Source organism: Bartonella henselae str. Houston-1 (genome assembly GCF_000046705.1).
Taxonomy (GTDB): domain Bacteria; phylum Pseudomonadota; class Alphaproteobacteria; order Rhizobiales; family Rhizobiaceae; genus Bartonella; species Bartonella henselae.
Window position 1 is genome coordinate 580,500 of the sequence record NC_005956.1, and the last position, 24,801, is coordinate 605,300.

At 38.2% G+C, this 24,801-nt stretch carries 22 protein-coding genes; 16 read left to right on the forward strand and 6 right to left on the reverse strand.

Annotated elements, in window-relative coordinates; all coding sequences use genetic code 11:
* Positions 1–71 precede the first annotated feature (71 nt).
* The gene (locus AYT27_RS02575) at positions 72–2,249 is read right to left on the reverse strand and encodes a TonB-dependent hemoglobin/transferrin/lactoferrin family receptor (protein ID WP_011180428.1); all 2,178 of its coding nucleotides are present in this window, start codon (positions 2,247–2,249) and stop codon (positions 72–74) included.
* A gap of 241 nt (positions 2,250–2,490) precedes the next feature.
* On the opposite strand from AYT27_RS02575, the gene AYT27_RS02580 reads away from it, so the two are divergent.
* Positions 2,491–3,282, forward strand: coding sequence for an energy transducer TonB family protein (locus tag AYT27_RS02580; protein WP_011180429.1), 792 nt, complete (start codon positions 2,491–2,493; stop codon positions 3,280–3,282).
* A gap of 127 nt (positions 3,283–3,409) precedes the next feature.
* On the opposite strand, the gene AYT27_RS02585 is transcribed toward AYT27_RS02580, so the two are convergent.
* Positions 3,410–5,512, reverse strand: coding sequence for a lytic transglycosylase domain-containing protein (locus AYT27_RS02585; RefSeq protein WP_011180430.1), 2,103 nt, complete (start codon positions 5,510–5,512; stop codon positions 3,410–3,412).
* Positions 5,513–5,759: 247 nt separating this feature from the next.
* On the opposite strand from AYT27_RS02585, the gene dapA reads away from it, so the two are divergent.
* Positions 5,760–6,644, forward strand: coding sequence for a 4-hydroxy-tetrahydrodipicolinate synthase (gene dapA / locus AYT27_RS02590; protein ID WP_011180431.1), 885 nt, complete (start codon positions 5,760–5,762; stop codon positions 6,642–6,644).
* A gap of 15 nt (positions 6,645–6,659) precedes the next feature.
* On the forward strand, positions 6,660–7,136 hold the full coding sequence (gene smpB / locus AYT27_RS02595; RefSeq protein WP_011180432.1) for an SsrA-binding protein SmpB: 477 nt from the start codon (positions 6,660–6,662) through the stop codon (positions 7,134–7,136).
* A gap of 46 nt (positions 7,137–7,182) precedes the next feature.
* Here smpB and AYT27_RS02600 read toward each other — a convergent pair whose 3' ends face one another.
* Positions 7,183–7,851 (reverse strand): uracil-DNA glycosylase, encoded by a 669-nt coding sequence (locus AYT27_RS02600; RefSeq protein WP_011180433.1) that lies wholly within the window; start codon positions 7,849–7,851, stop codon positions 7,183–7,185.
* A gap of 549 nt (positions 7,852–8,400) precedes the next feature.
* Between AYT27_RS02600 and rpoZ the strand changes: the two genes are divergently transcribed.
* From rpoZ to panB, 11 genes are all read left to right on the forward strand, one after another.
* Positions 8,401–8,799, forward strand: a complete 399-nt coding sequence (rpoZ, locus tag AYT27_RS02605; protein WP_011180434.1) for a DNA-directed RNA polymerase subunit omega — start codon at positions 8,401–8,403, stop codon at positions 8,797–8,799.
* A gap of 129 nt (positions 8,800–8,928) precedes the next feature.
* Positions 8,929–11,154, forward strand: a complete 2,226-nt coding sequence (locus AYT27_RS02610; protein ID WP_011180435.1) for a RelA/SpoT family protein — start codon at positions 8,929–8,931, stop codon at positions 11,152–11,154.
* A gap of 17 nt (positions 11,155–11,171) precedes the next feature.
* On the forward strand, positions 11,172–11,750 hold the full coding sequence (gene pyrE, locus AYT27_RS02615; protein ID WP_011180436.1) for an orotate phosphoribosyltransferase: 579 nt from the start codon (positions 11,172–11,174) through the stop codon (positions 11,748–11,750).
* Positions 11,751–11,843: 93 nt separating this feature from the next.
* A complete protein-coding gene (locus AYT27_RS02620) occupies positions 11,844–12,446 on the forward strand; it encodes a DUF2062 domain-containing protein (protein ID WP_011180437.1) in 603 nt (200 codons plus the stop codon).
* Positions 12,443–12,844, forward strand: coding sequence for a holo-ACP synthase (gene acpS, locus AYT27_RS02625; protein ID WP_011180438.1), 402 nt, complete (start codon positions 12,443–12,445; stop codon positions 12,842–12,844). The genes AYT27_RS02620 and acpS overlap by 4 nt, the downstream gene beginning before the upstream one ends.
* An 80-nt stretch (positions 12,845–12,924) precedes the next feature.
* Complete coding sequence (lepB, locus tag AYT27_RS02630; protein WP_011180439.1) at positions 12,925–13,737, forward strand: signal peptidase I; 813 nt, start codon at positions 12,925–12,927, stop codon at positions 13,735–13,737.
* A complete protein-coding gene (gene rnc / locus AYT27_RS02635; protein WP_034447401.1) occupies positions 13,718–14,425 on the forward strand; it encodes a ribonuclease III in 708 nt (235 codons plus the stop codon). The genes lepB and rnc overlap by 20 nt, the downstream gene beginning before the upstream one ends.
* The gene (gene era, locus AYT27_RS02640) at positions 14,418–15,320 is read left to right on the forward strand and encodes a GTPase Era (protein ID WP_011180441.1); all 903 of its coding nucleotides are present in this window, start codon (positions 14,418–14,420) and stop codon (positions 15,318–15,320) included. The genes rnc and era overlap by 8 nt, the downstream gene beginning before the upstream one ends.
* Before the next feature lie 5 nt (positions 15,321–15,325).
* On the forward strand, positions 15,326–16,096 hold the full coding sequence (recO, locus tag AYT27_RS02645) for a DNA repair protein RecO (RefSeq protein ID WP_011180442.1): 771 nt from the start codon (positions 15,326–15,328) through the stop codon (positions 16,094–16,096).
* A 155-nt stretch (positions 16,097–16,251) separates the two neighbouring features.
* Positions 16,252–17,106 carry a pantoate--beta-alanine ligase gene (panC, locus tag AYT27_RS02650; RefSeq protein ID WP_034447650.1) on the forward strand — a complete coding sequence of 285 codons (855 nt, stop codon included), beginning with the start codon at positions 16,252–16,254 and terminating at the stop codon, positions 17,104–17,106.
* A gap of 3 nt (positions 17,107–17,109) precedes the next feature.
* Positions 17,110–17,937: a 3-methyl-2-oxobutanoate hydroxymethyltransferase gene (gene panB, locus AYT27_RS02655; protein ID WP_011180444.1), complete on the forward strand. Its 828-nt coding sequence runs from the start codon at positions 17,110–17,112 to the stop codon at positions 17,935–17,937.
* A 1,313-nt stretch (positions 17,938–19,250) separates the two neighbouring features.
* Here the strand turns inward: panB and AYT27_RS02660 are convergent.
* Together AYT27_RS02660 and ygfZ are read right to left on the reverse strand one after the other, a co-directional pair.
* Positions 19,251–19,871, reverse strand: a complete 621-nt coding sequence (locus AYT27_RS02660) for a YfbR-like 5'-deoxynucleotidase (RefSeq protein ID WP_011180445.1) — start codon at positions 19,869–19,871, stop codon at positions 19,251–19,253.
* Between the two features lie 8 nt (positions 19,872–19,879).
* Positions 19,880–20,737 carry a CAF17-like 4Fe-4S cluster assembly/insertion protein YgfZ gene (gene ygfZ / locus AYT27_RS02665; protein WP_011180446.1) on the reverse strand — a complete coding sequence of 286 codons (858 nt, stop codon included), beginning with the start codon at positions 20,735–20,737 and terminating at the stop codon, positions 19,880–19,882.
* Positions 20,738–20,802: 65 nt separating this feature from the next.
* On the opposite strand from ygfZ, the gene AYT27_RS02670 reads away from it, so the two are divergent.
* The gene (locus AYT27_RS02670) at positions 20,803–22,131 is read left to right on the forward strand and encodes a dihydroorotase (RefSeq protein ID WP_011180447.1); all 1,329 of its coding nucleotides are present in this window, start codon (positions 20,803–20,805) and stop codon (positions 22,129–22,131) included.
* A 228-nt stretch (positions 22,132–22,359) separates the two neighbouring features.
* Here AYT27_RS02670 and AYT27_RS02675 read toward each other — a convergent pair whose 3' ends face one another.
* Positions 22,360–22,731, reverse strand: a complete 372-nt coding sequence (locus tag AYT27_RS02675) for a TIGR02301 family protein (protein WP_011180448.1) — start codon at positions 22,729–22,731, stop codon at positions 22,360–22,362.
* 526 nt (positions 22,732–23,257) lie between these two features.
* Between AYT27_RS02675 and cysS the strand changes: the two genes are divergently transcribed.
* The gene (gene cysS, locus AYT27_RS02685) at positions 23,258–24,769 is read left to right on the forward strand and encodes a cysteine--tRNA ligase (protein ID WP_011180449.1); all 1,512 of its coding nucleotides are present in this window, start codon (positions 23,258–23,260) and stop codon (positions 24,767–24,769) included.
* Positions 24,770–24,801: the final 32 nt, after the last annotated feature.

Genomic DNA, 24,801 nt, shown 5'->3' on the forward strand with positions numbered 1-24,801 from the left:
TGAGGAGCAACATAATAATTTACCCTTTTATCGATATAACTTTATATTGATCCAATGGTTAACAGAAGTGACTAAAACCTTTGCACGAATGACACCTTAAAGTTACGACCAGGCTGGCTGTAATAATCCTTTGGTGTTGAACTTTTTCCATCAGGAAGGTCTGATACATTCCAATATTTTTCATTGAAAAGATTATAAATACCAGCTCTTACAACAAGGCCTTTTTTATCGAATGGTTTCCACCAACCAGATACATCAACAACCTTGTAGCCCGGAATTTTTTGATAATCAGAACCTTTAGCAACTTTATCACGTTTAGCAGACGAAGTAACCACAACATCCGCCCCCCAAGTGTCTTTTGCATATCCTACTCCAATAATCGCTTTTAAAGCTGGAATTGAGTTAAGATACTCATTTTTGTCAAGGTCTTTCCCTTGTGAATAAGCAAGGGCAAAATTGCTATGGAAACCATTATTAAGAACCCAATGCATTTTTGTTTCAACACCAAAAATACGCACGTTTGAAAGATTTACATAGTGTCGACGTCCAAACCGGAATTCTTCTGATGATCCCTTATCCTCAGTAGTTATAAAATTCTTATATCGGTTGGTAAAAGCATTAAATGAACCACCAAAATTTGCATTTCCATATCGTATACCGATATCATATCCATTACTTGTTTCTGACTTAAGGTCAGGGTTTCCTTTTACATAATAAAGGGGAGGTTTGACATAGGAGAGGTAGAGTTCTGAAACACGTGGAGCGCGAAAAGCTTGTGCCCATTGTACATAGAATGTTACTTGATCACGAACATCCCACTCCATACGTAATTTAGGAGAAAAACGCGAACCATTTCTTTCTGGAGGATATTTGTCAGAAATGAGAGCTTTTTCATAAGAGGATGTTTTTTGAGGAATGTGCTTATACCAATCATAACGAACCCCAGGTGTCACGCGGAAATGATCATCGGCAAAGCCAATTTGATTTTCCAAAGCAAAACCAAAATTGTAGCTGTTTGTATCCGGTGAATCTGATCGATTAGCAGGCAAAAAGGCACATCCCTGTGCATATTCTTTCAAATGACAATTGTCTTTACCTAATAGATAGTGATGAAATTGAGACGATGAAACATTAGTAGCAAGCTTTAATGTATGACTTACTGTACCAATATTCATTTTTTTGAGAGCATGAGTATTGAAACCGTAACTGGTATCACGTAAGAAATTATCTCTTAAATAATCCCCTTCAGGCGCTTTAACACGAAATCCATTCATGATATGACGACTGATTTGTTTTTGCCAATAAAGCTGCCCAGAAAATGCATCAAAAAGTGCGTCTTCATTGCCATTATAATTATAAGACAAAGAAAAACGCTCACGACGCTTGTTATCCTGATCATAAACAGAACCTGGAGCATACCTTGTAGATGCATTCAATGAATGCGTATTGATATTGTAATTAAAACGTTCTGCGGTTAAACCAAAACGGTGATTGCCATTGAAATATTGATGAATTTTAAAAAGCAAATTATTTTTGTCAAACTGAGCAGGGTTTTTACGTGTACGCTCTTCATAGCCTTCTACAGTTCCCATATTCTTACGTTCATGCCCTTCCACATGAGATCCTTGAAAAAGCACGAATGTTTGCTTATTCCGCAATGCAATAGCTTGATCTATATGCCAACTGTTATCAACAGAATGATAACCACCTTTTATAAGACTACCCCAATTCTTGTTTTCAGTAATAAGGTCCTCAGGATTAAGGGTACGTAAAGCAACAACGCCCCCTAGTGCACCGGATCCATAAAGACTGGAATCAGATCCTTGAATAACATCAAATGTAGAAAGTGCATTAAAATCAAAAGTTGTATTTCCACCTCTCCCACGTACTATATCATCAAACCATGGAAGAGCAATACCATCCATTGTTGTGAGAACACGGTTTGCATCTAAACCACGAATCACAAAACTATTATTTCTTGAGTTGTAGTTTACGGAAGGATTAAGACGACTAACATCATGGACATCACTTATTTGTTTTTCATCAATGTCCTTAGCAGTTTTACGATTAGTCAAAATGGTTATCGAATCCGAGACATTCTCTATGTTTTTTTCTTTAATAATGATGGGTTTGAGTTCAGTTACACTACCTAAATTGTTGCTTTGTGCAAAAACAAATGAAGGTATAGAAACCGATAGTGCACTTAAAATCGCACAACCTTTATAGATATTTTTTTGTCTTATTCGCATAACACATCATAACCTTTTGTTAAACATCCCCTCTAACTTTTGAAAATTACATATAATAAAAACGCTTGACTCACCAATCAAAACTAGCCAGCCAAGCAAGTGATTTGATATTAGCAGAAAATCACAAGAAAACCATATTAAACATGATAAAAACAGTCAAGAAAAAAGTTGTAATTTCAAAATAGCTTGTTTAATGAATTTGAACATCGATATTAAGCTTAGAATAACGGCGGAAGAAATGATGAATTTTTCAGATACAAGGCGGTTATTAGCTCTTTGGATTGGTGCATTTTTTGGCGCTTTCTTTTTTCATATAGCATTAGGAGCACAATTTTATTTTCCAAGTATTGGTGTACGTAATGGTACGCTTTCTTCCACGATTATGCTGACTTTTGCGCAAGAAACTGTCTATCCGGATGTCGATACAAATATGCCAGATCTTAATGCAGATTTATCGGATCTAAGCACAGAACCAAGCATAGAACCAGAAATGTTGCAGCCTGATCTTTCAGAGCAAGAGTCAGAGATATTAGAACCAGAAGATGAAGTTCAACCAGAAGAGCCTCAGTGGAATGGAGAAAAAAATGATTTTTCACTTCTCAAGCCTGTGAAAGAATCTCTTCCTCCAAAAGTGGAGCATAAAGTATTCAACAAAAAACCGATACCGATACTCAAGACTGCAGTAAAGCATTCCATTGTAGAACCGCGTTCGTCTACCACCAGTCAGATCAGTCGTATAGCAGCGCTTGAGGATGCGTTGTTAATGAAATGGTTAGCAAAAGTACAGGCACAACTGGAAAAGCAAAAAAATTATGTTATAGGACAGCGTACCAGTGGTGCAAAAGGAACGGTGAAGTTAGAATTTAGGGTGCATGAGCAGGGGAATATTTTTTCTAGTCGTGTTGTAGTTTCTGCGGGTGATCCAGAACTTGATCGATTAGCCATGGTAGCACTTCAACGTGTTGGTTTTTTTCCACCACCACCACCATCAAAAGTGAATAAAATTATTCGAGTATCCTTAATATTTAGCTGATTTTACGGTTTTTTTGGAGGTTAATTTTCACATTCCTTCATGTTTAGAATTGCTATGATATTGTGGTCTATAAGTTGACGAAACGGAACGAACTGCTTTTTAGTGGATTGAAGTTTTTTCATTTTCATCAACCGGAAAGAAGATCAGCTTTTATATCTGTTTTTCCAGTAAGTCTTGCTTTGTAGACTCCATAATTTTCCATGATACGCATTACGTAATTACGTGTTTCTGTATAAGGGATACGTTCAATCCAATCGATGACTTTATCAAGAGGTTGTCCTCGAGGATCACCATAGCGTTTTATCCACTCATTAACGCGACGGGGGCCTGCATTATAACTAATAAGGGCCAATATATAGGATCCGTTAAAACGTTCCAATTGTTCCCTTAGAAAATGGGCACCTAACGTAGCATTATAACTGGCATCACTGCTGAATTTTTTTTGTGACCATGCGATTGAATGCTTTTTTGCGAGTGCTTTTGCTGTCGTAGGAAGCAATTGAAGGATTCCTTGTGCTCCTGCTTTTGATATGGCTTTTGGATTAAATTCGCTTTCTTGACGTGCAATGGCATAGATAAGCGCTTTTCCTGCTACAGAAATATTAGCGGAGGTTGGTATTGCACCGAGAGGATGGGAGAGTGCACCAACATTTTTACCTTGAAAAACAGCAGTTTTTCCAATTTTAAGGCTTGTATAATAGTCACCGTTTTTTTCTGCCATAACAGCTAGAAGAGCTAATTCACCAGGGCTTTCTATTTTTTCTCCGAGTTCTCTATAAAAAATTTTAGCAAAATCAGAATAGCCAGCTGATTCAAGATGTTGAATTGCTTGAATAGCTTTTCGTGCGCTAAAACGTTGTCGCTCAGAGGTTGTTGGTTTTGGAAAGGAGATTTCGAGTTTTTTTTGATTCAGTCGTGAAGCTGCTAATTGACCATAATAAGTTGCACTGAAATGGGCTGCGCGATGAAAATAATGTTGGGCATTTTTATGTTCACCGAGTATCTCTGCTGTTCGTCCCATCCAATAGTATCCACGGGATGCTGAAAGAGGTGCAGAAGATAACTGAGGGATACGCGAAAAATGCTGCATTGCCAGTTGAGGATTATGAAGAAACCGTAGTGCATACCATCCTGCATGAAATTCAGCATCGATTGTCAATGAAGCTTTCATACCAGTGTGTGTTGCAACGAGTTTATAAGCAATTTTAGGTTTGTTTAAATCGAGCATTTCACGAGAAAGGGCACGTTGTTCTCTCCATAATGCATGAGGGTTCATAAGACGTAAGATATTTTTGGGTGTTCTCATCATGCGTGTTGCGGCTTCACTATATTGTCCAGTTCGACGAAGATGGCGAATGTAAGCAAATTGAAGGAGAGGACTTTTTTGCCATGATCGTTCTACAGAATGTAACTTCTGTGCGGCTTGAGGATCACTTTTTTCGACTGCGATAAAAGCCTTAAAAAGAGATTGAGCATGGGCTAATTTTGCAACGCGCTTTGCTGAATCAAATCGATGCGCATAAAGCATAAATTGCATGCGTTTCAGATGATCAATAGGTTGTAATGCTGCACTTGCATTTTTAAGAACAAACTCTTCTTCTTGTGCATTGAGCTTCGTTTTATGCCACCATGGCGCGATGATTTGTCGAGCACGAGCGGTTTGCCCAGTTGTGATAAGTGCTTTAGCATATGTGGCTATACCTTGTGCTGTAAGGGGTAAATGATGCGTAAATTTTTGGATAATCACCGGTGCGAAATTCGTTTCATTAATAAAAGCACGTTCAGCATTGCGTTGCATAGCCGCTATGCCGGGCCATCCTTTTAGTTCTTTGATTGCATTAAATATTTCCGAGCTTGGTACATTGGTTTTGCTTGATATCCCAATTGCCCATGTCAAAATATGGCGATCAAGGCTATCCTTTTCCATTGAATTGCGAAGGCTGATTGTTTTTGCAATATTATTATTTGAAAGTGCATCTAAGCCAGCTTTAAGTTTTTTGAGCGTAGAAGTGTTTGTGAATGTAGGAATATTGTGGGGTGTTGTGTGAATCTGTCTAAAAGGTTTTGTAGCTTGTTTTTTTATGACAAAGGGGGTAGGGCGAACTAAAGGGATTGGTATTTGTCTGTGCAAAAGAGTTGTTTGTGCACAGGCACTTGAAAATAAAATTGTTGCTTCAAGTATAAGTGCAGTAAAGGTTGATACGAAGGAGAAGATGAAGAATGCATACATAGAGAAAAGACCTTAAGACCTTACTTTTTTGAAACACTCAAGTTTTTCTAAGACAGAAGCATGAAAAACGCGTTAATGCAGATTGATACTTTAAAGAAATTTTGGGAATTGAAGAAGAGAGATGCTAATCTTGTAAAAGCTTTTATGAAATTCATCTTGCTTCAGTGAGAGAGCAAGATTATGTTCTATTATGGATAACTTATAAAGGCGATTTAAAAAATAAAGCGAACATTACAGGGAGTTTATAATGCTCAAGGGAGCTGTGACCGCGCTTATCACACCGTTTGATGATAATGGCGCTATTGATGAGAAAGCATTTTGCAATTTTGTCGAGTGGCAGATTACACAAGGTATTAATGGCGTAAGCCCTGTTGGTACAACGGGTGAATCACCAACTTTAACTCATGAAGAACATAAGAGAATTATAGAATTATGTGTCGAGCAGGTTGCTAAGCGTGTTCCTGTTGTTGCTGGAGCAGGATCAAATAGCACAAGTGAGGCTGTAGAGCTTGCAAAGCATGCAGAGAAAGCAGGTGCAGATGCAGTTTTAGTTGTTACGCCTTATTATAACAGACCTAATCAGAGGGGATTATACACACATTTTTCTTCCATTGCAAAAGCAATTTCTATCCCGATTATAATTTATAATATCCCCAGTCGTTCTGTGATTGATATGGCAGTGGAGACGATGAGAGACCTTTGTCGTGATTTTAAAAATATCATTGGTGTAAAGGATGCAACCGGTAAAATTGAGCGTGCCAGTGAACAACGTGAAAAGTGTGGTAAAGATTTTGTACAGCTTTCTGGTGATGATTGTACAGCATTGGGTTTTAATGCACATGGGGGTGTAGGGTGTATTTCGGTTTCGTCCAATGTTGCTCCAAAGCTTTGTGCACAGCTTCATGCTGCTTGTTTATGTAGTGATTATAAAACAGCCCTCAAATTAAATGATCTTCTGATGCCTCTCAATCGTGCGGTGTTTATTGAACCAAGTCCTGCTGGTATTAAATATGCCGCTGCAAAATTAGGGCTTTGTGGCACTATTGTTCGCTCGCCGATTGTTCCGCTTTCGGATACCACAAAGAAGATTATTGATGAAGCTTTATACCATGCGGGTTTGCTTAAAGAATGAAGTGATATACTGTACATGAACAAAAAAAAGAACGCGCCAGTACGAAAAATAATTGCGGATAATCGTAAAGCCCGTTTTAATTATGAAATTCTCGATAACCTTGAGGCCGGTCTGGTACTTCAGGGAGCGGAAGTGAAGTCTTTGCGTTCCAATCATGCGAATATTGCTGAAAGTTATGCCAGCTTTGAAAATGGGGAATTATGGTTAGTGAACAGTTATATTCCTGAATATACGCAGGCTAATCGTTTTAACCATGAACCGCGTCGTTTGCGGAAATTATTAATTTCAAAACGTGAAATGGCGCGTTTTTTTAATGCAACTTCTCGTGAAGGAATGACACTTGTTCCCCTTAAACTTTATTTTAATGAACGAGGGCGCGCTAAGTTAGAGATTGCTTTGGCACGTGGAAAGAAGCTGCATGATAAGCGTGAAACGGAAAAAAAACGTGATTGGGGGCGTGAAAAAGCACGACTTTTAAAAAGATATGGATGATAGGATTTGTTTGTCTGTCCTTATTTATAATGCTTCTAAGGAGATTTCAGCTTTGATCAAGATATGTTTTTGCTGCTTCGAAAATCTGATGAAACATAGCATCCGTTAAGCGACCAGTGTTAGTATTATAGCGTGAACAGTGATAACTTGAGAAGATGCGTAATCTGCCGATGTTGTTTATTTGTCCATGTCCAAAGGGATGAGCTAAAACTTTTGCATTGAGGGCACGGAGTGTTGAATGATGTGCAATGGTGCCGAGGGTGATAACAGCTTTAAGTTTGGGAAGATTTGTTAAAAGAGGTGAAAAGAAATATCGGCAAGTGTTAATTTCTGCACCAGTAGGTTTATTTTCTGGGGGAACACAACGAACTGAATTAACAATTGCTGCATCAATCAGTTCAAGGGTGTCATCAGCTCTTTCTTCAAACGTCCCTTGGGCAAAACCAAACTTTTTCAAAGTGGAATAAAGCAGGTGTCCAGCATAATCACCAGTAAACGGGCGTCCAGTTCGGTTTGCGCCGCGTAATCCAGGAGCAAGACCGACAATGAGAAGGCGTGTTGTGTCTGCCCCTTTATAGGGAAAGAATGGGCGTACTGGAGCATTATACCAGCTCGGTTCTTTTATACGCCAGTCGGAGATGAATTTATGTAAACGTGGGCATAAATCGCAGTTTTGCGGTGGTTCTGGGCAAAGCGATTTTAATTGGCTATTCATTGTGAGAAGCTATCAATCATTTTATATGAATTTTTCCAGTTATTTTATGACCGATTATGTCTTTGTAAACAACCTATAATGAATAACAATCTTTTTGATAACAAGGTTTAACATAAAATCATGGCCGATTATTTTGTAAAGAGAGACACTCTTTCAGTGATGTATTCGATGAATAAGATGTTAATGGGATAGAGTTTCTTATTTTTAATAAATATTTTATCATAAAAAGTGCACATAAAACTGTTGTTATTGCGAAAAACTTTTAAGAGTTTAGGATGGTTGATATCCCTTTAAAGGATAAAGTTTCTAAAGAGAGGCACTTTGTCAAATGCATGTTTGAATTAGCTCCTCTTAAAACTTTTTTTAAGCAGTATTTATATTAGCTCAAAGAGGTTATACGCTTTTTATAAAGCTTCCAAGAATTTTCTTCAATAAGCTTTTGAGTAAAAAAATATTAAAGTTTGTTTTGTTTTTCTTGTGTTTTCTTTTGATTATTGTATATATTTGCACTCATTATGAAATTTTTTAATCTTTAAGAAAGAGGCATAAATGGCCCGTGTAACGGTAGAAGATTGTATTGATAAAGTCGATAATCGCTTTGAATTAGTGCTTTTAGCTGGACATCGGGCGCGTCAAATTTCGCAGGGTGCGCAGATTACGGTTGATCGTGATAATGATAAAAATCCCGTTGTTGCTTTGCGTGAAATAGCAGAAGAAACGCTATCTCCTGCCGATTTAAAAGAAGATCTTATTCATTCGTTACAAAAGCATGTGGAAGTGGATGAGCCAGAAATGGCAAGCGAATTTATTTCTCATTCAAGTGAGGCTGGAGGTGTTTTGGGTACTTCTTCGGAAGAAGAGGGCAGTTCATTCGATCATATGTCTGAAGAAGAGCTTTTAGCGGGTATCGAAGGTTTGGTCGTTCCAGAGAAGAGTGACGATTATTAATTGCGGCAATTTATATTACAAGAGCAAATATACGTTGTCGTGCGGGAGCATTTATTTTTTTGGTCTTTTTAAATGAAATATTCATATTGAATAAGGTTAGGTTTGTGAAAAGATAAAGGATATGCTTATATGATGCGTCAGTGTGAGCTTGTTGGGCGTGTCCAACGTTACAAGTCTGACGTTGATGAGGGTCTTTTAAATAGGGCCTACGATTATGCAATGCGAAAGCATGGTCATCAAAAGCGTGCTTCGGGGGATCTTTATTTTTCTCATCCTTTAGAAGTTGCTGCTATTTTGACAGATATGCGGTTGGATGAAGCAACAATTGCCGTTGCGCTTTTGCACGATACAATTGAAGATACAAGTGCTACACGGGCTGAAATTGATCAGCTTTTCGGATCTGAAATTGGTAAGTTAGTTGAAGGGCTGACAAAGCTTAATAAGCTTGATCTCGTATCAAAGAAGGCAGTTCAGGCAGAGAATCTGCGTAAACTTCTTATTGCTATTTCTGATGATGTTCGTGTTCTTTTAGTTAAGCTTGCTGATCGCCTTCATAATATGCGCACCCTTGGTGTTATGCGTGATGATAAACGTCGACGTATTGCTGAGGAGACAATGGATATTTACGCGCCACTTGCAGGCCGTATGGGTATGCAGGATATGCGCGAAGAGTTAGAAGATCTCTCTTTCTTTTATTTAAATCCAGAAGGTTATCGTACGATTACCAATCGACTTTCTGAATTATCAAAGCGCAATCGTGATTTGCTTTCCAGGATTGAAAATGAACTAACAAAACTTTTTTTCAAGAATGGCATTAAAGCAGATGTTAAAAGCCGTCAGAAAAAATCTTATTCCGTTTTTCGCAAAATGGAAAGTAAAGCATTATCTTTTGAACAATTATCCGATATTTTTGGATTTCGGGTTATTGTTGAAACAGTGAATGATTGTTATCGTGCTCTTGGTGTTATTCATACTACCTGGCCAATGGTACCTGGTCGTTTTAAAGATTATATTTCTATCCCAAAACAGAATGATTATCGTTCCATTCATACAACGATTGTAGGACCTTCGAGGCAACGGGTTGAACTACAGATTAGAACTGCTGATATGGATGAAATTGCTGAGTATGGTGTTGCTGCACATTCCATTTATAAAGATCACGGTTCCAATTATTCGACTTCAAAGTTATCAAATGAGACCAATGCCTATGCATGGTTACGCCAAACGATTCAGTCTTTATCAGATGGGGATAATCCAGAAGAGTTTTTAGAACATACAAAGCTTGAGCTTTTTCAAGATCAAGTTTTTTGTTTTACTCCAAAAGGCCGGTTAATTGCTTTTCCAAAAGGTGCTACCCCTATTGATTTTGCTTATGCAGTCCATACTGACATTGGTGATTCTTGTGTGGGGGTAAAAATCAATGGTCGTATTATGCCTTTAATGACAAAATTAAAAAATGGTGATGAAGTTGATATTATACGTTCACAAGCTCAAATTCCGCCAGCGGCATGGGAATTTCTTGTTGTAACAGGCAAAGCACGTTCAGCTATTCGTCGAGCAACGCGCACAGCAGTACGCAAGCAATATTCAGGTTTGGGATATCGTATACTCGAGCATTCGTTTGGATATATGGGAAAACAATTTTCAAAAGATGTTCTTAAGCAAGTTTTACCACGTTTGGCACGTAAAGATGTGGAAGATGTATTAGCTGCTGTTGGGCGTGGTGAATTGCCTTCCGCTGATGTGATTAAAGCAGTTTATCCTGATTATCAAGATCACCGTGTGGTCCAAAAGTCCTCTTTTAAACCTGGGGAAGAAGGTTGGTTTAACATTGAAAATGCTCAAGGTATGATTTTTAAAGTTCCAGAAAATGAAAAGGATTCAACTATAGAGAAGCATCAATCCAAAGCATTACCTATTCGAGGAACCCGTGGAGATATTCCTGTACGTTTTTCTCCAGAAGGGGCAGTGCCGGGAGATCGGATTGTTGGTATTATGCAACCTGGGGCAGGGATTGTTATTTATCCGATACAGTCTTCGGCTTTGATGGCGTATGATGATCAGCCTGAACGATGGATTGATGTCCGTTGGGATATTGATGCCCAAATGAGTGAGCGTTTTCCGGCTCGGATTAATATTTTGGCTGTTAATAGTCCGGGCTCTTTAGCTGAAATTACGCAAGTGATTTCTGCTAATGACGCTAATATCCAAAATTTATCTTTTATCCGCACAGCACCAGATTTCACAGAAATTATGATTGATCTGGAAGTTTGGGATTTAAAACATTTGAATCGTATTTTTTCTCAGTTAAAAAAGGCTGGTTCGGTTAGTACAGTCCGGCGAGGTCATGGATAAAAAAGGGAGATTTTGCGGTGAATACACAAGATGTGATTGATATTTTTAAACAAGCAGATGCTATTTTAGAAGGGCATTTTATTTTAACATCAGGCCGTCATAGTGCTACTTATATGCAGAAGGCAAAAGTGTTCATGCATGCTCATTTGACGGAGAAGTTATGTCGTGGATTGGCTGAAAAAATCAAAAAATCTGTCGAGGAAAAAATTGATTATGTGGTTGGTCCTGCAATTGGTGGTCTTATTCCTTCATACGAAACTTCGCGTCATCTTGGTATTCCCTCTCTTTGGGTAGAGCGTGTAAATGGCAGATTTGAGCTGCGTCGTTTTGAAATCAAGAAAGGCGCACGGGTTGTCATTGTTGAAGATATTGTGACAACAGGTCTTTCTATTCGTGAAACGGTTGAGGCTCTGGTTACAGCAGGAGCAAATGTGTTGGCGAGCGCATGTATTCTTGATCGTTCTGGCGGTAAGGTTGATGTCGGAGTTCCATTGATTTCACTTGCTGAATACGAGATAGCATCTTATGCTAGTGATGCAGTTCCTGCTGAACTCGCGGAACTTCCAGCGATTAAGCCAGGAAGTCGGAATATTTAATTGTCTTTCTATTTTTTTTATGCAAAAGCTTGGAAACATTAATTTGAATCATATGGATTATTTTATTTTCACAAAATATATATTGAGAATCATATGCTTTTTCGTAGTCGAGAGCCAATAGATTTTGTAAAGCGTATTCGACTTTGGTTATGGCCACGTCGTTCATTTTCTCGCTCATTTTGTTATATACGTAAACGTATTTTGCGAATATCTGCAACGCCACATAAAGTTGCTCTGGGGTTTTCTATCGGTATTTTTTTAGCTTGTTCGCCTCTCTTTGGTATGCATATCGTTTTGGCAATATTTTTTTCGTGGATCTTGCGCGCAAATTTCGCAGCAGCAATTATTGGTACGATTTTTTCTAATCCACTTACATTTTTTCTGATTATTATGGCTGATTATAAGGTAGGCTCTTTCTGTTTATCACTTTTTAGCGATGTGAGTGAGATTTCTCTTTCTCAAATTCGCACTCTGTTTGACGGTTTGGCACTTTCAAATACATCTCTTCTTTTCAAGGGCGCATGGCAATCAATCATGAGACCGATGATCTTAGGTGGTGTACTTTTAGGTTTTATTTTTGGTGGTTTATCTTATATAGGCGCTTACAGAGCAATCACCCGCTTTCAACAAAAGCGATATCAAAAGATTACAAAAAAAAAGCGTTTGTGGCAAAGAAAATCGGGTGATATCTTATGATTGTTGGTCTTGGAAGTGATCTGACTGATATAAGACGCATTGAGAGAATGTTGGCTCGTTATGGTGATCGTTTTGTTCAACGTATCTTTACGGATATTGAGCGGAATAGATCTGAGAGTCTTCAAAAAAAATCTTCTTCTTATGCCAAAAGATTTGCTGCAAAGGAAGCTTGTGCTAAAGCTTTAGGCACAGGAATCGCTTGCGGTATAAATTGGAAGGATATGGGGGTGATCAATCTACCATCTGGGAAACCAATTATGAAATTAACAAATCGTGCGCAAATGCAACTTCAAAAGTTATTGCCTTCTCATCACGATGCTATCATTCATCTTAGCATGACGGATGATTTTCCTTGGGCGCAGGCATTCATTATTATCGAAGCATTTCCACGTGGATAGGTTTCATAGGAGATTGTACTTTTGCTATTTGAAACATTATGATAAAAAAACTTATATCTGTGATGGGAAGGCAGTTGGTGATGATCCAGAAAGAGAAAATGCATAAAAATAAAGAAAAGAGCGGAATTCTTGAATTTGTTTTCGTATTGGTACAGGCGTTGTTGTTAGCAGCGCTTATTCGGACACTTTTTTTTCAGCCTTTCAGTATTCCTTCCGGTTCAATGCGTCCTACTTTGCTAGTAGGAGATTATCTGTTTGTTTCTAAGTATGCATATGGGTACTCTCGTTTTTCTATGCCCTTTTCTCCTCCTCTTTTTTCGGGTCGTATTTTGGCATCTCAACCTCAGCGTGGAGATGTTGTTGTCTTTCGTTTACCGAGTAATCCTGATATTGATTATATCAAACGTGTTGTTGGGCTACCGGGTGATCGTATACAAGTTCGTCAGAGTATCCTTTATATTAATGATGAGCCCGTTTCACGTCACTTTATGGGCAAGGTTGAAAATGTTGATATAACAGAGGTTAATTACCCTGTTAAGGTTTATCGCGAAACAATGCCTAATGGTGTTAGCTACGATACACTTGATTTAGCTTTTATCCCGCAAGTTGATGACACAAAGGTCTTTGAAGTTCCATCGGGGCATTATTTTATGATGGGTGACAACCGTGACAATTCAGACGATAGTCGTTTAGACGTGGGATATGTTCCAGAAGAAAATCTTATTGGTCGAGCAAGTATAATTTTTTTCTCTATCAGTAATGGTTCAAGTGCTTGGCAAATTTGGCGTTGGCCATTTGATGTGCGTTGGAATCGTTTGTTTTCTTTTATTAATACTGTTCATGATTTGCCGCTTATCAAGCAAGGAATTAATGATGAAGCTTCCAATGATTGATCAGCTTGAAAAACTGACGGGGCATTACTTTAAAGATAAAAAGAAATTAAAAAAAGCGTTAACACATTCAAGTGTACAAGGTTCAGAACAGGGAAATTATGAAAGACTGGAATTCTTAGGTGATCGGGTCCTTGGGCTTTTGATTGCGGAAATGTTGTATCAATTGTTTCCACAGGCAAGTGAAGGTGAGTTATCGGTACGTTTAAACAGTTTAGTGAATGCGCAGACATGTGCTGATATTGCACTAGAAATGGAACTGCCTGTTATGATCCATGTTGGTTTTGAAATGAAAAACTTAAAAGGTCGTCGGCTAACAAATATGTATGCCGATGTGATTGAAGCTTTGATTGCTGTAATATATCTTGATGGGGGATTGGAGAGTGTTAGACCTTTTATTCAAAGGTATTGGCAAAGTCGGGCGAAGCAGATGGATGCTGGTCGGCGTGATGCCAAGACACAGTTACAGGAATGGGCGCATGTACAAGGTGGTGTACAACCACATTATAGGGTCGTAAAACGTTCTGGTCCAGATCATGATCCTGTTTTTATGGTAGAGGTAAGCATTCCTGGTTTTGCGTCGGAGATTGGGCAAGGAAATTCTAAACGATGTGCTGAAAGAATGGCAGCTGAAAAAATTTTACGACGAGAGGGTATATGGGAAACAATGGAAAAAAATAATCATGAATGACGTTATGAAAACGCGTTCTGGTTTTGTTGTACTCATTGGAATGCCTAATGCTGGGAAGTCGACATTGGTGAATCAGTTAGTTGGAACGAAGGTTTCAATTGTAACGCATAAAGTGCAAACGACACGAACTTTAATCCGAGGTATTGTCATTCATGATAATGCGCAAATTGTATTGATTGACACACCAGGTGTTTTTTCTCCTCATAAACGGTTAGAACGTGCGATGGTATCTGCTGCTTGGGGAGGGGCTAAGAATGCTGATGTGCTGTTAGTTTTGATTGATGCTCAGAATGGTCTTTCGGATGAAGTTTGTAAGATGTTAGATATTGTAGCGAATATTAAACAGGATAAAATTCTCGTTCTTAATAAGATTGATACAGTTGCTAAGTCATCCCTTTTAGCCTTAACCGCTGGGATTAATGAGCACGTAAAGTTTTTGCAGACATTTATGATTTCAGCTCTCAAGGGCTCTGGTTGCAAGGATTTGCTTCATGCATTAAGCACAATGATGCAGGAGGGGCCATGGTATTATCCAGAAGATCAAATTTCAGATATGCCTATGCGTCAGCTTGCTGCTGAAATTACCCGTGAAAAGCTTTTTCTTCGTCTTCACGATGAACTTCCCTATTCTTCAACAGTTGAAACAGAAAACTGGGAAGAGCGTCGAGATGGTTCAGTTAGAATTAATCAAGTTATCTACGTCGAGCGTGATAGTCAGAAAAAAATTGTTTTAGGAGCAAAAGGCGATACAATTAAAGCAATTGGTCAGGCTGCGCGTAAAGAATTAATGGATATTATGGGTCAAAAGGTTCACCTTTTTCTCTTTGTAAAAGTGCGTGACAATTGGGATACCGATCCGGAACGTTATCGCGAAATGGGACTAGATTTTTTTTAAATAAAATGAAATGGAAAGAACAAGCTATTATTCTCGGTACACGCCAATATGGTGAAACAAGTGTTATTCTTGAAGTGATGACGCGTCAGCATGGGCGTTATATGGGAGTAGTAAAAGGAGGACGTTCGCGTCGTATGGCGGTTCTTCTTCAACCTGGAAATTTTGTGGAGGCTGAATGGTGGGCACGTTTAGATGAACATTTAGGACTTTTTCGGCTTGAAGCACTTGATTTACATGCCGCCCGGTTAATTCTTTTCCCAGAAGCACTTTATGCTTTGCAGTTAATCGTTTTCCATTTGCATCTTCTTCCTGAGCGTGATCCGCATCCTATTTTATATGATATTTTACATCTTTTTATGCAGAGTTTTGATGAACCGTTTATAAACGCTGAATTGCTTGTACGTTTTGAAATGCGATTTCTTGAAGAACTTGGCTTCGGCCTTGATTTATCTCGTTGTGCTGCAACAGGCCGCTTAGAAAAACTTTGTTACGTATCACCGAAATCAGGACGTGCTGTATGCGAGGAAGCAGGGCACCCTTGGAGAGAAAAGCTCTTAAATTTACCCCAGTTTCTTGTGCAAAGAACTGTTCGTCCTGTTGATTTTAGTGACATAAAAAATGGATTTATTCTAACAGGTTTCTTTTTAATGCGTCATGTCTGGGAACCACGAAATATAAAACAGCCATCGGTGCGTATAAGTTTGATACAATTGTTTGAACAGCGATTCCGTATGCAAGCATCGTTTGTTGATCTGAAGACAATAAATAGAATGTGAAAATATCGATCTTAGAAACAATTACCAAAGTATGTTGATTTGTCGCAGAAAAACGGCGATTAAGATTTTCGGCGGGTTCTATCAAACTATACGGGTATTACAGTTTGTATGCGAGCATGAGTTTATTAATTTGAAAAAATGAATAGAAAATGAAGATGAGAGTCTTAAAAACAATTCCCGAAGTACGCCAATCTATCACAGAAGAACGACGTTTAGGATTTTCGATTGGTTTGGTTCCAACTATGGGAGCATTGCATAATGGTCACATCGCATTAGTACGGCGAGCAAGGGCAATGTGTGATCGAGTATTGGTTTCTATTTTTGTCAATCCGAAGCAATTTGGTCCCGATGAGGATTTTGATAAATATCCAAGAGATTTGAAAGGCGATTGTGCTTTGTTAGAAGAAGCCGGTGTTGAATATCTTTTTACACCTTCTGTAGAAGAAATGTGGCCACCGGGAAATGAGACAATTGTGAATGTAGAGAAATTGTCACGTATGTTGATAGGGAAATTACGTCCAGGACATTTTTGTGGTGTGACCAGCGTTGTTGCGAAACTTTTTAACATCGTTCAGCCGGATAAAGCTTTTTTTGGGGAAAAGGATTTTCAACAGATTTTGATTGTTCGTCGTATGGTTGAAGACTTAGCTTTTCCTATTGAAGTTGTAGGAGTGCCTGTTTTACGTGAAGCAGATGGTGTAGCGAGTTCTTCCCGTAATCAGTTTTTAACATTAGAAGATCGAAAAGCGGCAAAAATTATTCCTGAGAGCGGTAAAGCTGCTGAAAATCTCTATCGCCAAGGGGAACGGTCGGTTGATAAATTATGTAAAATTGTTCGGGATATTTTACAGCAAGAATCGCGCGCGATTATTGAATCAATAGACTTACGGGATATGGAAACTTTATCTGTGGTTAAGGGGAGATTGGATAAATCGGCAGTTTTATTATTAACTGTCCGTTTTGGTGAAATTAGGCTTATTGATCAATACATATTGCAAGAAAAGGGCTGAAAAATGACTATTCATAAGGCTGTAAAGCGTATTACTGCTTCTGAAATACGATCAAGAAAAGGACAAGAACCGATTGTTTCTCTAACTGCTTATCAGGCTTATAGTGCGCGGATTGCTGATCCTTACTGTGATTTGCTATTAGTTGGTGATAGCGTTGGTATGGTTGTGCATGGGTTTGAGACAACGTTGCCAGTGAGTTTGGATATGATGATTTTGCATGGGCAGGCTGTTATGCGTGGATCTAAGAGGGCTCTTGTGGTTGTAGATATGCCTTTTGGATCTTATGAAGAAAGCCCAGAACAAGCTTTTTCCAATGCATCGCGTATTCTTGCAGAAACAGGGTGTAGTGCAGTTAAGCTTGAAGGTGGTGTTTATATAGCGGAAACAATTGATTTTTTGTGTAAACGCGGTATCCCAGTTATGAGTCATGTTGGTCTGACACCACAGGCAGTGAATCGTTTTGGTGGTTTTAAGACGCAAGGACGCAATGAAAGTAATTGGCAACAGATTGAAGCTGATGCAGCAGCAATTGAAAAGGCAGGTGCCTTTGCTGTTGTTGTGGAAGGAGTTGTAGAACCATTAGCAGTAAAACTTACACAGATGCTTTCTATCCCTACCATTGGCATTGGTGCATCTAGTCAGTGTGATGGGCAGATATTGGTGATGGAAGATATGTTAGGTTACGGTACATGGGTCCCTAAATTTGTACGCCGTTATGGTGTTCTCGAACAGGAGATGGAGAAGGCGATTAAGAGTTATGCGGATGATGTTAAATCACGTACTTTTCCAAGTGATGAAGAAATTTATAAGCTCAAACAAAAGTCAGGTTAAGACGAAGACTTTGCTAGAAAGTGCTTGCTATATAAGGTTAATATGAACGGATATTTCTTTGTGGGAATTTTTCTTTCTGCCTAGGCTTTGTTCAACTAAGTCAAGATGTGAGAGTGAAGGTTGCTGGTAATAACGTTCCATTTGTAAAGAACAAAGTGTTACCAGAGAGAAGTATCAAATCAGCCAAGGATTGGTAATAGAGTTAGCATTTATTGAAGATAAGTCTCTCCGATGCATATAATGACTGAAAAACTTTCTCGTTATTTTGTTGAAAGCGTTTATTTTAAAATAGCGAAAATTTTTCTTTTACTTCTCAAACAAATGGTGATTTCATTCCTTTATTTATGGAAAATGGCGTAGCATCCTTAAATGTTACAAGGCTTGGTACCAGAAATGGATCTGGCATCCGGTTTTTGAGGAATACGCAAAGAACTATGAATGTAGACTATGGTGGTGAAATTATCAGGGATGGTGCTATTTTTGTCTGTTTTCATTCTTGTGCTTGCAGACTATAGATTGTGCAGCAATTCTATAAAGAAGGTCAGTACGAGAGAGACGATTTTGTAAGAAATAAGCCAAAGATTTGGTTCCGAAGAGTCATGCTATGAAGGATGGTGTGAGTCAGACTTTACGTTTTTGTCTCACTTTGTAGAATTGTAGAACTGGGATGCTATGATCTAAACAGCTTAGCTTGTTGAATGGGGTGAAAATACATAAGTTATCGCTAATAATACTTGTATTCAAGAGATGTACAAAGTATTGTTTTATAAGGATAATTTATCATTTATCCATCTTGGATAAGAAACTTTAATATCATAAGATTCTCTCATTTCAAATCCATTTATTTGAATAAATCAAGACCATTCGCTTACACGTTATAAGTAGAAGTGATGTGTGAGTAAAAACACATAAAGAAAGGGATAAAAATGCCTTTTATAAATCATCTCAAGTGCCAAGGGCTTTAGCAATATTGGGAGCTGGCAAATAGAATGATGGTCCAGCTTTTTCTTTCATAATCGTAAAGATAGTGGTGTTCAATGGATTTTACGTTACACCATTTATGGGATGCATTCCTCTCAGAATAAAAATTCTTTTCATAGGTTGAATGCAAAGAGTTTTTTGTACAAAGCAAAACGATCTAATATACACAATGTTTTTTGAATATTATTTCCTATAAAAGTGAGATGATATTCTACTAAATTTGTAGAGAATTATATGGAGACTTTTGCATGTATAAAAAGATTCGGATCATGAAGCTAAAATACTATGGAGTGTTTTAGGTTGTGACAAAAGGTAAACGATCAAAAGCGATATCAATGTAATCTTTCAACATCAAGATCATGAAAACGTTTTAAAAAAGCGTTCTCAATTTTCGTTGTGGAGCATGGTTGCAAATTGAGTCCTTCGGGTGAAATATTATTTGGGTGACCGAAATAGCGAAGGGCTTCTTCTGTATTAAATCCGGCAAGAATAATAGATTCATGAAATGCAGCAATGCGATCAGCTTGTTTGATTTTTTTTAAGAGTTTTTGAGAGGGAGCAACGGGGAGAGAAAAGCGCATATGTATAGCATCTTGTATACGTTTTTCAATGAGTTCATATTGTTTTCCTATAACAGCTTTAAAGGGTGAAATTATATCACCGATGACATACTCTGGTGCATCATGAAGAAGAGCACAAAGGCATTCATTGTTCTGCGATTGTGGAAAAAGTTTCTGAAATATTTGTTCTACCAAGAGTGAATGTTGTGCAACAGAATAGGCATATTCTCCTTGTGTTTGACCGTTCCAACGTGCGACGCGAGCTAGTCCATGAGCAATATCTTCGATTTCGATATCGAAAGGAGAGGGGTTTAGAAGATCAAGTCGCCGGCCAGAAAGCATTCTTTGCCAAGCGCGCGCTTCTCCATTTTGTGATAATTGAGCTTTAGCCATTAGTGAGTTTACACAGTGCTTTCAGGGAAAGTAAAATTCATATTTTCAGCAATACTTATAGTGACAGGAACATCTTTTACTGTAAAGGGAGTATTATGATCCATTGCATCTTTGATGTGGTCAATACGCATTAAAGCGAGGGCTTCATTTGCAGCACATGTTCCTAAAGAACCAAGAATTTTTGTTCCTGCTACAATGTTGGCACCGGGGATTAATTCATGTTGACTTTTTACAAGTAAAATACGGCGTCGTGCTGCACGACGGTGATGCATTCGTGAGACAACTTCTTGTCCGATATAGCACCCTTTGTTGAATGCTAATCCATTGATTTGATCATAATTAATATCATGGGGAAAGACTTTACCGATTTCATAGTCTTTATCGCTTTCTGGAATTGCATAACGGATACGTAATCGATTCCAATTGTCATGACATTCTGAAGCCAAAAAGGGTGTTTCACCATAGATTCGTATTATTTTTTCTTTTGCTGGAAACCGTTTATCAATAAAACTTGAATAAAAATTTAAACTATCTGTTTCATTTTCCCAAGAAACTGTAACAAATTCTTGTAAAGGTTGCATAATTTCAACTTTTGTACGCATTTTATAGAGGAGTAGGCGCTTGTAGAGGAGATCAGATAAAGATGAAAAAATATCAATAAAATAACCATCCTCTCTTTTGCCGATGAGAAAATCAGCAAGAACCTTTCCTTGTGGAGATAAAAGGGCTCCAGGGAAAATTTCTTGTAGACCGATTTTTTTGACATCTGTTGTGATAAGGGCTTGCAGAAAATGTGTTGCTTCTTCACCCGTAACTTTAATAATCTTACGGTTTTTTAAGCAAATGGCATTTGGCTTCTCAATCATGGTTATTGCCTTTCTGCTCAAAGTTACATAATCGATAAATGAGGTGATATTGAAGGAGTACGGTTATGTTTAAAACATTTGATACAATTTTTAAAGGCGCAACAGTTGTAAATCATGACGGAAGTGGCAAACGTGATATTGGTATCACGAATGGCCGTATTGCTGAAATTGGTGATCTTACACGTGCGTCTGCTGGTGAGGTGGTTGACTGTATAGGGCTTCATATTTTGCCTGGTATCATTGATAGCCAAGTTCATTTTCGTGAGCCAGGCAATGAACATAAGGAGGATTTGGAAAGTGGCTCTCGTTCTGCGGTTTTAGGAGGAGTTACAGCAGTATTTGAAATGCCTAATACTGATCCATTGACGATATCGGAAGAAACATTGATTGATAAGATTAAACGTGGATTTCATCGAATGCATTGTGATTTTGCATTTTGGGTTGGAGGAACACGTGAAAACGCCCATGAATTGGTTGAGTTAGAAAGACTTTTTGGTGTTGCCGGAATTAAAGTTTTCATGGGGTCTTCTACGGGTGATCTTTTAGTGGATGATGATGAAAGTGTGCGTCTTATTTTGAAGAACATACGCCGTCGTGCGGCTTTTCATTCTGAAGATGAGGCAAGGCTCAGAGAGCGTAAAATGTTGCGTATTGAGGAAGATGCGTCATCGCATTCAGTTTGGCGTGATGAGGTTGCAGCGTTAAAATGCACACAACGCTTGGTGAAAATTGCGCATGAAACGAAGGCGCGTATCCATATTTTACATCTTTCTACTGCGGAAGAAATTGATTTTTTGAAAAATCATAAGGATGTCGCAACAATTGAAGTTACACAACATCATTTGACTTTAACGGCTGATGATTATCAGCGATTGGGCACGTTGATTCAGATGAATCCACCTATCCGTGAGAGTCGCCACCGTGAAGCGCTTTGGTACGGTGTTCAGCAGGGTATCATTGATATTTTAGGCTCTGATCACGCACCTCATACGCTTGAAGAAAAGTTCCAACCTTATCCCGCCTCACCTTCAGGTATGACAGGTGTGCAGACAACAGCAGCCATTATGTTAACCCATGTAAATGCAGGAAAGATATCTCTTGAACGTTTTGTTGATCTCACGTCTCATGGTCCTAGCCGTATTTTTGGCATAAGCCGTAAAGGGCGCCTTGCTGTTGGATATGATGCTGACTTGACTATTGTTGACCTTAAACGGGAAGAGATTATAACGAATGTATTGATTGGTTCACGCGCGGGTTGGACACCTTATGATGGTAAAAAAGTTAAAGGTTGGCCCGTTGGGACCATTATCCGTGGTATGCGGGTTATGTGGGAAGGTGAAATTGTGACACCTTCACAGGGTGAACCTGTTAAATTTACGGAAGTTTTGGTGTAAGCAGATTAAAGTTGAGAGGTGTCATAGGATGATTTTTTGCCTGGAAAAGCTTCTCTTGATGATTTAACGCACATAAATATTGATCATACATAAATAAGAACCTTTTAAGGATTTATTTTTTAGAAATTGAAATGGTTATTTATGTCAGACCTGGTTGAGCGGTTTGTTCATTTTAGTAATTTATCGTAAATATAGTGAAGATTAGGGGTTTACTGGTTTTATAGGTGGTTAATTGTTAAGATGCATGAGAAGATTTTCAGATAAGAATTTTCCTTCTTTAACGTATCTTTGGTGTGATTCAATTGCTGATTTTGTACAACGATGATAATTTTCTGAAAAAGCGCGATAAGTTTCATTAAATGCCTCATAAAAATAAGCGCGTCTTTGTGGAGTCGGCTTTTCTGCTTCAATCAGTAAGTTCATATAATCATACCAGTGGTTTGTTGGAGTGCTGCAAAGATTTTGTAGAGAATGTAAGGCTCCCAAAATTTCTGCCAGTCGTAATAATTTTGTATCATAAGGAGGAGATTGCTGCGCAAAAGTTGGCGTTGAAGTTAAACAAAATGTTAAAATAGCAATTTTTATCAATATATTAGACATTATTTTATTGCTCCATTTTAATAAATTTCTATACAATTACAACCGCAGATAAAGTCATTTTGTCATTGAACATATGTTGAAAAATATGACAAAAGCGATGTGTACATCACTACAAACAGCGGGATGCATTATAAAATTTAGGGCATGAGAGATAGTAAGGAAACACTTATGGGAATATTGAAAATTTTCACGAAGTTTTTTGTGATTAAAAATTTCAGATTTTCTGCATGCAATCTGTTTTTTGTGTAAATTCGCGTTATTTCTGCTGCGTCAAAAATTTCTTCCTCTAAGAGTTTTTTCATCAAAAAAAGGGATAAAAGATCTTTCTCAAGAAAATGCTCTTGCTCAATCAAATAAATAAGGATTGTTTTTTTGTAACGAATGATAGAGAGAGCCTTTAAAATGGAGCAGTTATGAGAATTTACATAAGATTAAGAAGTTGTGATCTCAATTTACCTAATGCAGTGATTTTGGATAAGCTTTACTTTGAAAAGCAGCGAGTAAATATCGTTAACGGAGTGTAAGGATGAGAGAGTTGCGATTTTATAATACGCTTACACGTAAAAAAGAGAATTTTATACCGATAGATGCAACAAGAGTCCGTCTTTATGTTTGTGGTCCGACGGTTTATGATTATGCGCATATAGGTAACGCACGTCCTGTGATTGTTTTTGATATTTTATTTCGCTTATTGCGCCATGTTTATGGCAATGAGCATGTTATATATGCTCGTAATATTACAGATGTGGATGATAAGATTAATGCACGCGCAGCTTATGAATATCCAGAACTAGCACTAAACGACGCTATTCGCCAATTAACGCAGCTTACATATACTCAATTTCAACAAGATACAATGGCACTTGGTTGTCTACCGCCCACCATTGAACCGCGCGCAACTGATCATTTAGAGGAGATGCGTTCTTTAATTGAAAGATTACTTGAAAAGGGGCATGCTTATAAAGCGGAAAATCATGTTTTATTTTCGGTAAGCAGTATAAGAAATGATCCCCATTATGGATCATTTGCAAAACGCTCATTAGATGAAATGAGAGCGGGGGCACGTGTTGATGTTGCATCTTATAAAAGAGAAGAGATGGATTTTGTTTTATGGAAGCCTTCTGCTGAGGGGGAACCAGGTTGGACATCGCCGGCAGGAATTCCTGTTTTGGGGCGTCCGGGGTGGCATATTGAATGTTCAGCAATGTCCATGGCAAAGTTATTAGCACCCTATGGTGGTGGTTTAACCTGCGATGATCCAACAGAAAATGTTTTTGATATCCATGGTGGTGGACTTGATTTGATTTTTCCTCATCATGAAAATGAGATTGCCCAAAGTTGCTCAGCTTTTGGGACTGAACGAATGGCTAATCTTTGGATGCATAACGGTTTTTTGCAAGTTGAAGGCAAGAAAATGTCTAAAAGTCTTAGCAATTTCATCACCATTCGTTCTATTTTAGAGAGTGATTTTTTTGAATTCAATGGTGTTTTAACAAATGAAATGAAACAAAATTGGGCTGGTTTATCTGCCCGTTTTTCGATGTTACAAACGCATTATCGTGAACCGTTAAATTGGACCGCTCAGCGTTTAATGCAGTCCAGTAGCGAATTGTATCGTTGGTATGAGTTGCTTCGTTGTGAAAAGACGGAGATGGAGAAGAAGAATGAGGTCATTGATGACTCTTTGATAAACGCACTCAGTGATGACCTTAACACTCCCAAAGCACTTACTCTTTTACGAAAATTTTATAAACGAGGGAATGCTGTTTCTCTTGCAAGTGGGATGAATTTCTTTGGACTCTTACGGCAAGAGTGGGTTAGAGATGGAAAATGCCCATTATTTATGAGAAAAACCTCTCTTGATGAAAAATTTATTGATCAGCGCATTGCCGAAAGGTTACGACTTATCCATAATAAAGAGTGGACAGCTGCGGATACAATTCGTGATAAGCTTGCAGCCGAGGGGATTGTCTTAAAAGATATCAAGGATCCACAAACTGGTGAACGTACGACTATGTGGGAAATAAAACGGTTCTAATTCTCGGATTCTAGCAGCTTTCATAACTAAGG

Coding starts and splice junctions, on each gene's coding strand:
- AYT27_RS02575 (WP_011180428.1), bottom strand. CDS start 2,249: ATGCGAATAAGACAAAAAAATATCTATAAAGGTTGTGCGATTTTAAGT.
- AYT27_RS02580 (WP_011180429.1), top strand. CDS start 2,491: ATGAATTTTTCAGATACAAGGCGGTTATTAGCTCTTTGGATTGGTGCA.
- AYT27_RS02585 (WP_011180430.1), bottom strand. CDS start 5,512: ATGTATGCATTCTTCATCTTCTCCTTCGTATCAACCTTTACTGCACTT.
- dapA (WP_011180431.1), top strand. CDS start 5,760: ATGCTCAAGGGAGCTGTGACCGCGCTTATCACACCGTTTGATGATAAT.
- smpB (WP_011180432.1), top strand. CDS start 6,660: ATGAACAAAAAAAAGAACGCGCCAGTACGAAAAATAATTGCGGATAAT.
- AYT27_RS02600 (WP_011180433.1), bottom strand. CDS start 7,851: ATGAATAGCCAATTAAAATCGCTTTGCCCAGAACCACCGCAAAACTGC.
- rpoZ (WP_011180434.1), top strand. CDS start 8,401: ATGGCCCGTGTAACGGTAGAAGATTGTATTGATAAAGTCGATAATCGC.
- AYT27_RS02610 (WP_011180435.1), top strand. CDS start 8,929: ATGATGCGTCAGTGTGAGCTTGTTGGGCGTGTCCAACGTTACAAGTCT.
- AYT27_RS02620 (WP_011180437.1), top strand. CDS start 11,844: ATGCTTTTTCGTAGTCGAGAGCCAATAGATTTTGTAAAGCGTATTCGA.
- acpS (WP_011180438.1), top strand. CDS start 12,443: ATGATTGTTGGTCTTGGAAGTGATCTGACTGATATAAGACGCATTGAG.
- lepB (WP_011180439.1), top strand. CDS start 12,925: ATGATCCAGAAAGAGAAAATGCATAAAAATAAAGAAAAGAGCGGAATT.
- rnc (WP_034447401.1), top strand. CDS start 13,718: ATGAAGCTTCCAATGATTGATCAGCTTGAAAAACTGACGGGGCATTAC.
- era (WP_011180441.1), top strand. CDS start 14,418: ATGAATGACGTTATGAAAACGCGTTCTGGTTTTGTTGTACTCATTGGA.
- recO (WP_011180442.1), top strand. CDS start 15,326: ATGAAATGGAAAGAACAAGCTATTATTCTCGGTACACGCCAATATGGT.
- panC (WP_034447650.1), top strand. CDS start 16,252: ATGAGAGTCTTAAAAACAATTCCCGAAGTACGCCAATCTATCACAGAA.
- panB (WP_011180444.1), top strand. CDS start 17,110: ATGACTATTCATAAGGCTGTAAAGCGTATTACTGCTTCTGAAATACGA.
- AYT27_RS02660 (WP_011180445.1), bottom strand. CDS start 19,871: ATGGCTAAAGCTCAATTATCACAAAATGGAGAAGCGCGCGCTTGGCAA.
- ygfZ (WP_011180446.1), bottom strand. CDS start 20,737: ATGATTGAGAAGCCAAATGCCATTTGCTTAAAAAACCGTAAGATTATT.
- AYT27_RS02670 (WP_011180447.1), top strand. CDS start 20,803: ATGTTTAAAACATTTGATACAATTTTTAAAGGCGCAACAGTTGTAAAT.
- AYT27_RS02675 (WP_011180448.1), bottom strand. CDS start 22,731: ATGTCTAATATATTGATAAAAATTGCTATTTTAACATTTTGTTTAACT.
- cysS (WP_011180449.1), top strand. CDS start 23,258: ATGAGAGAGTTGCGATTTTATAATACGCTTACACGTAAAAAAGAGAAT.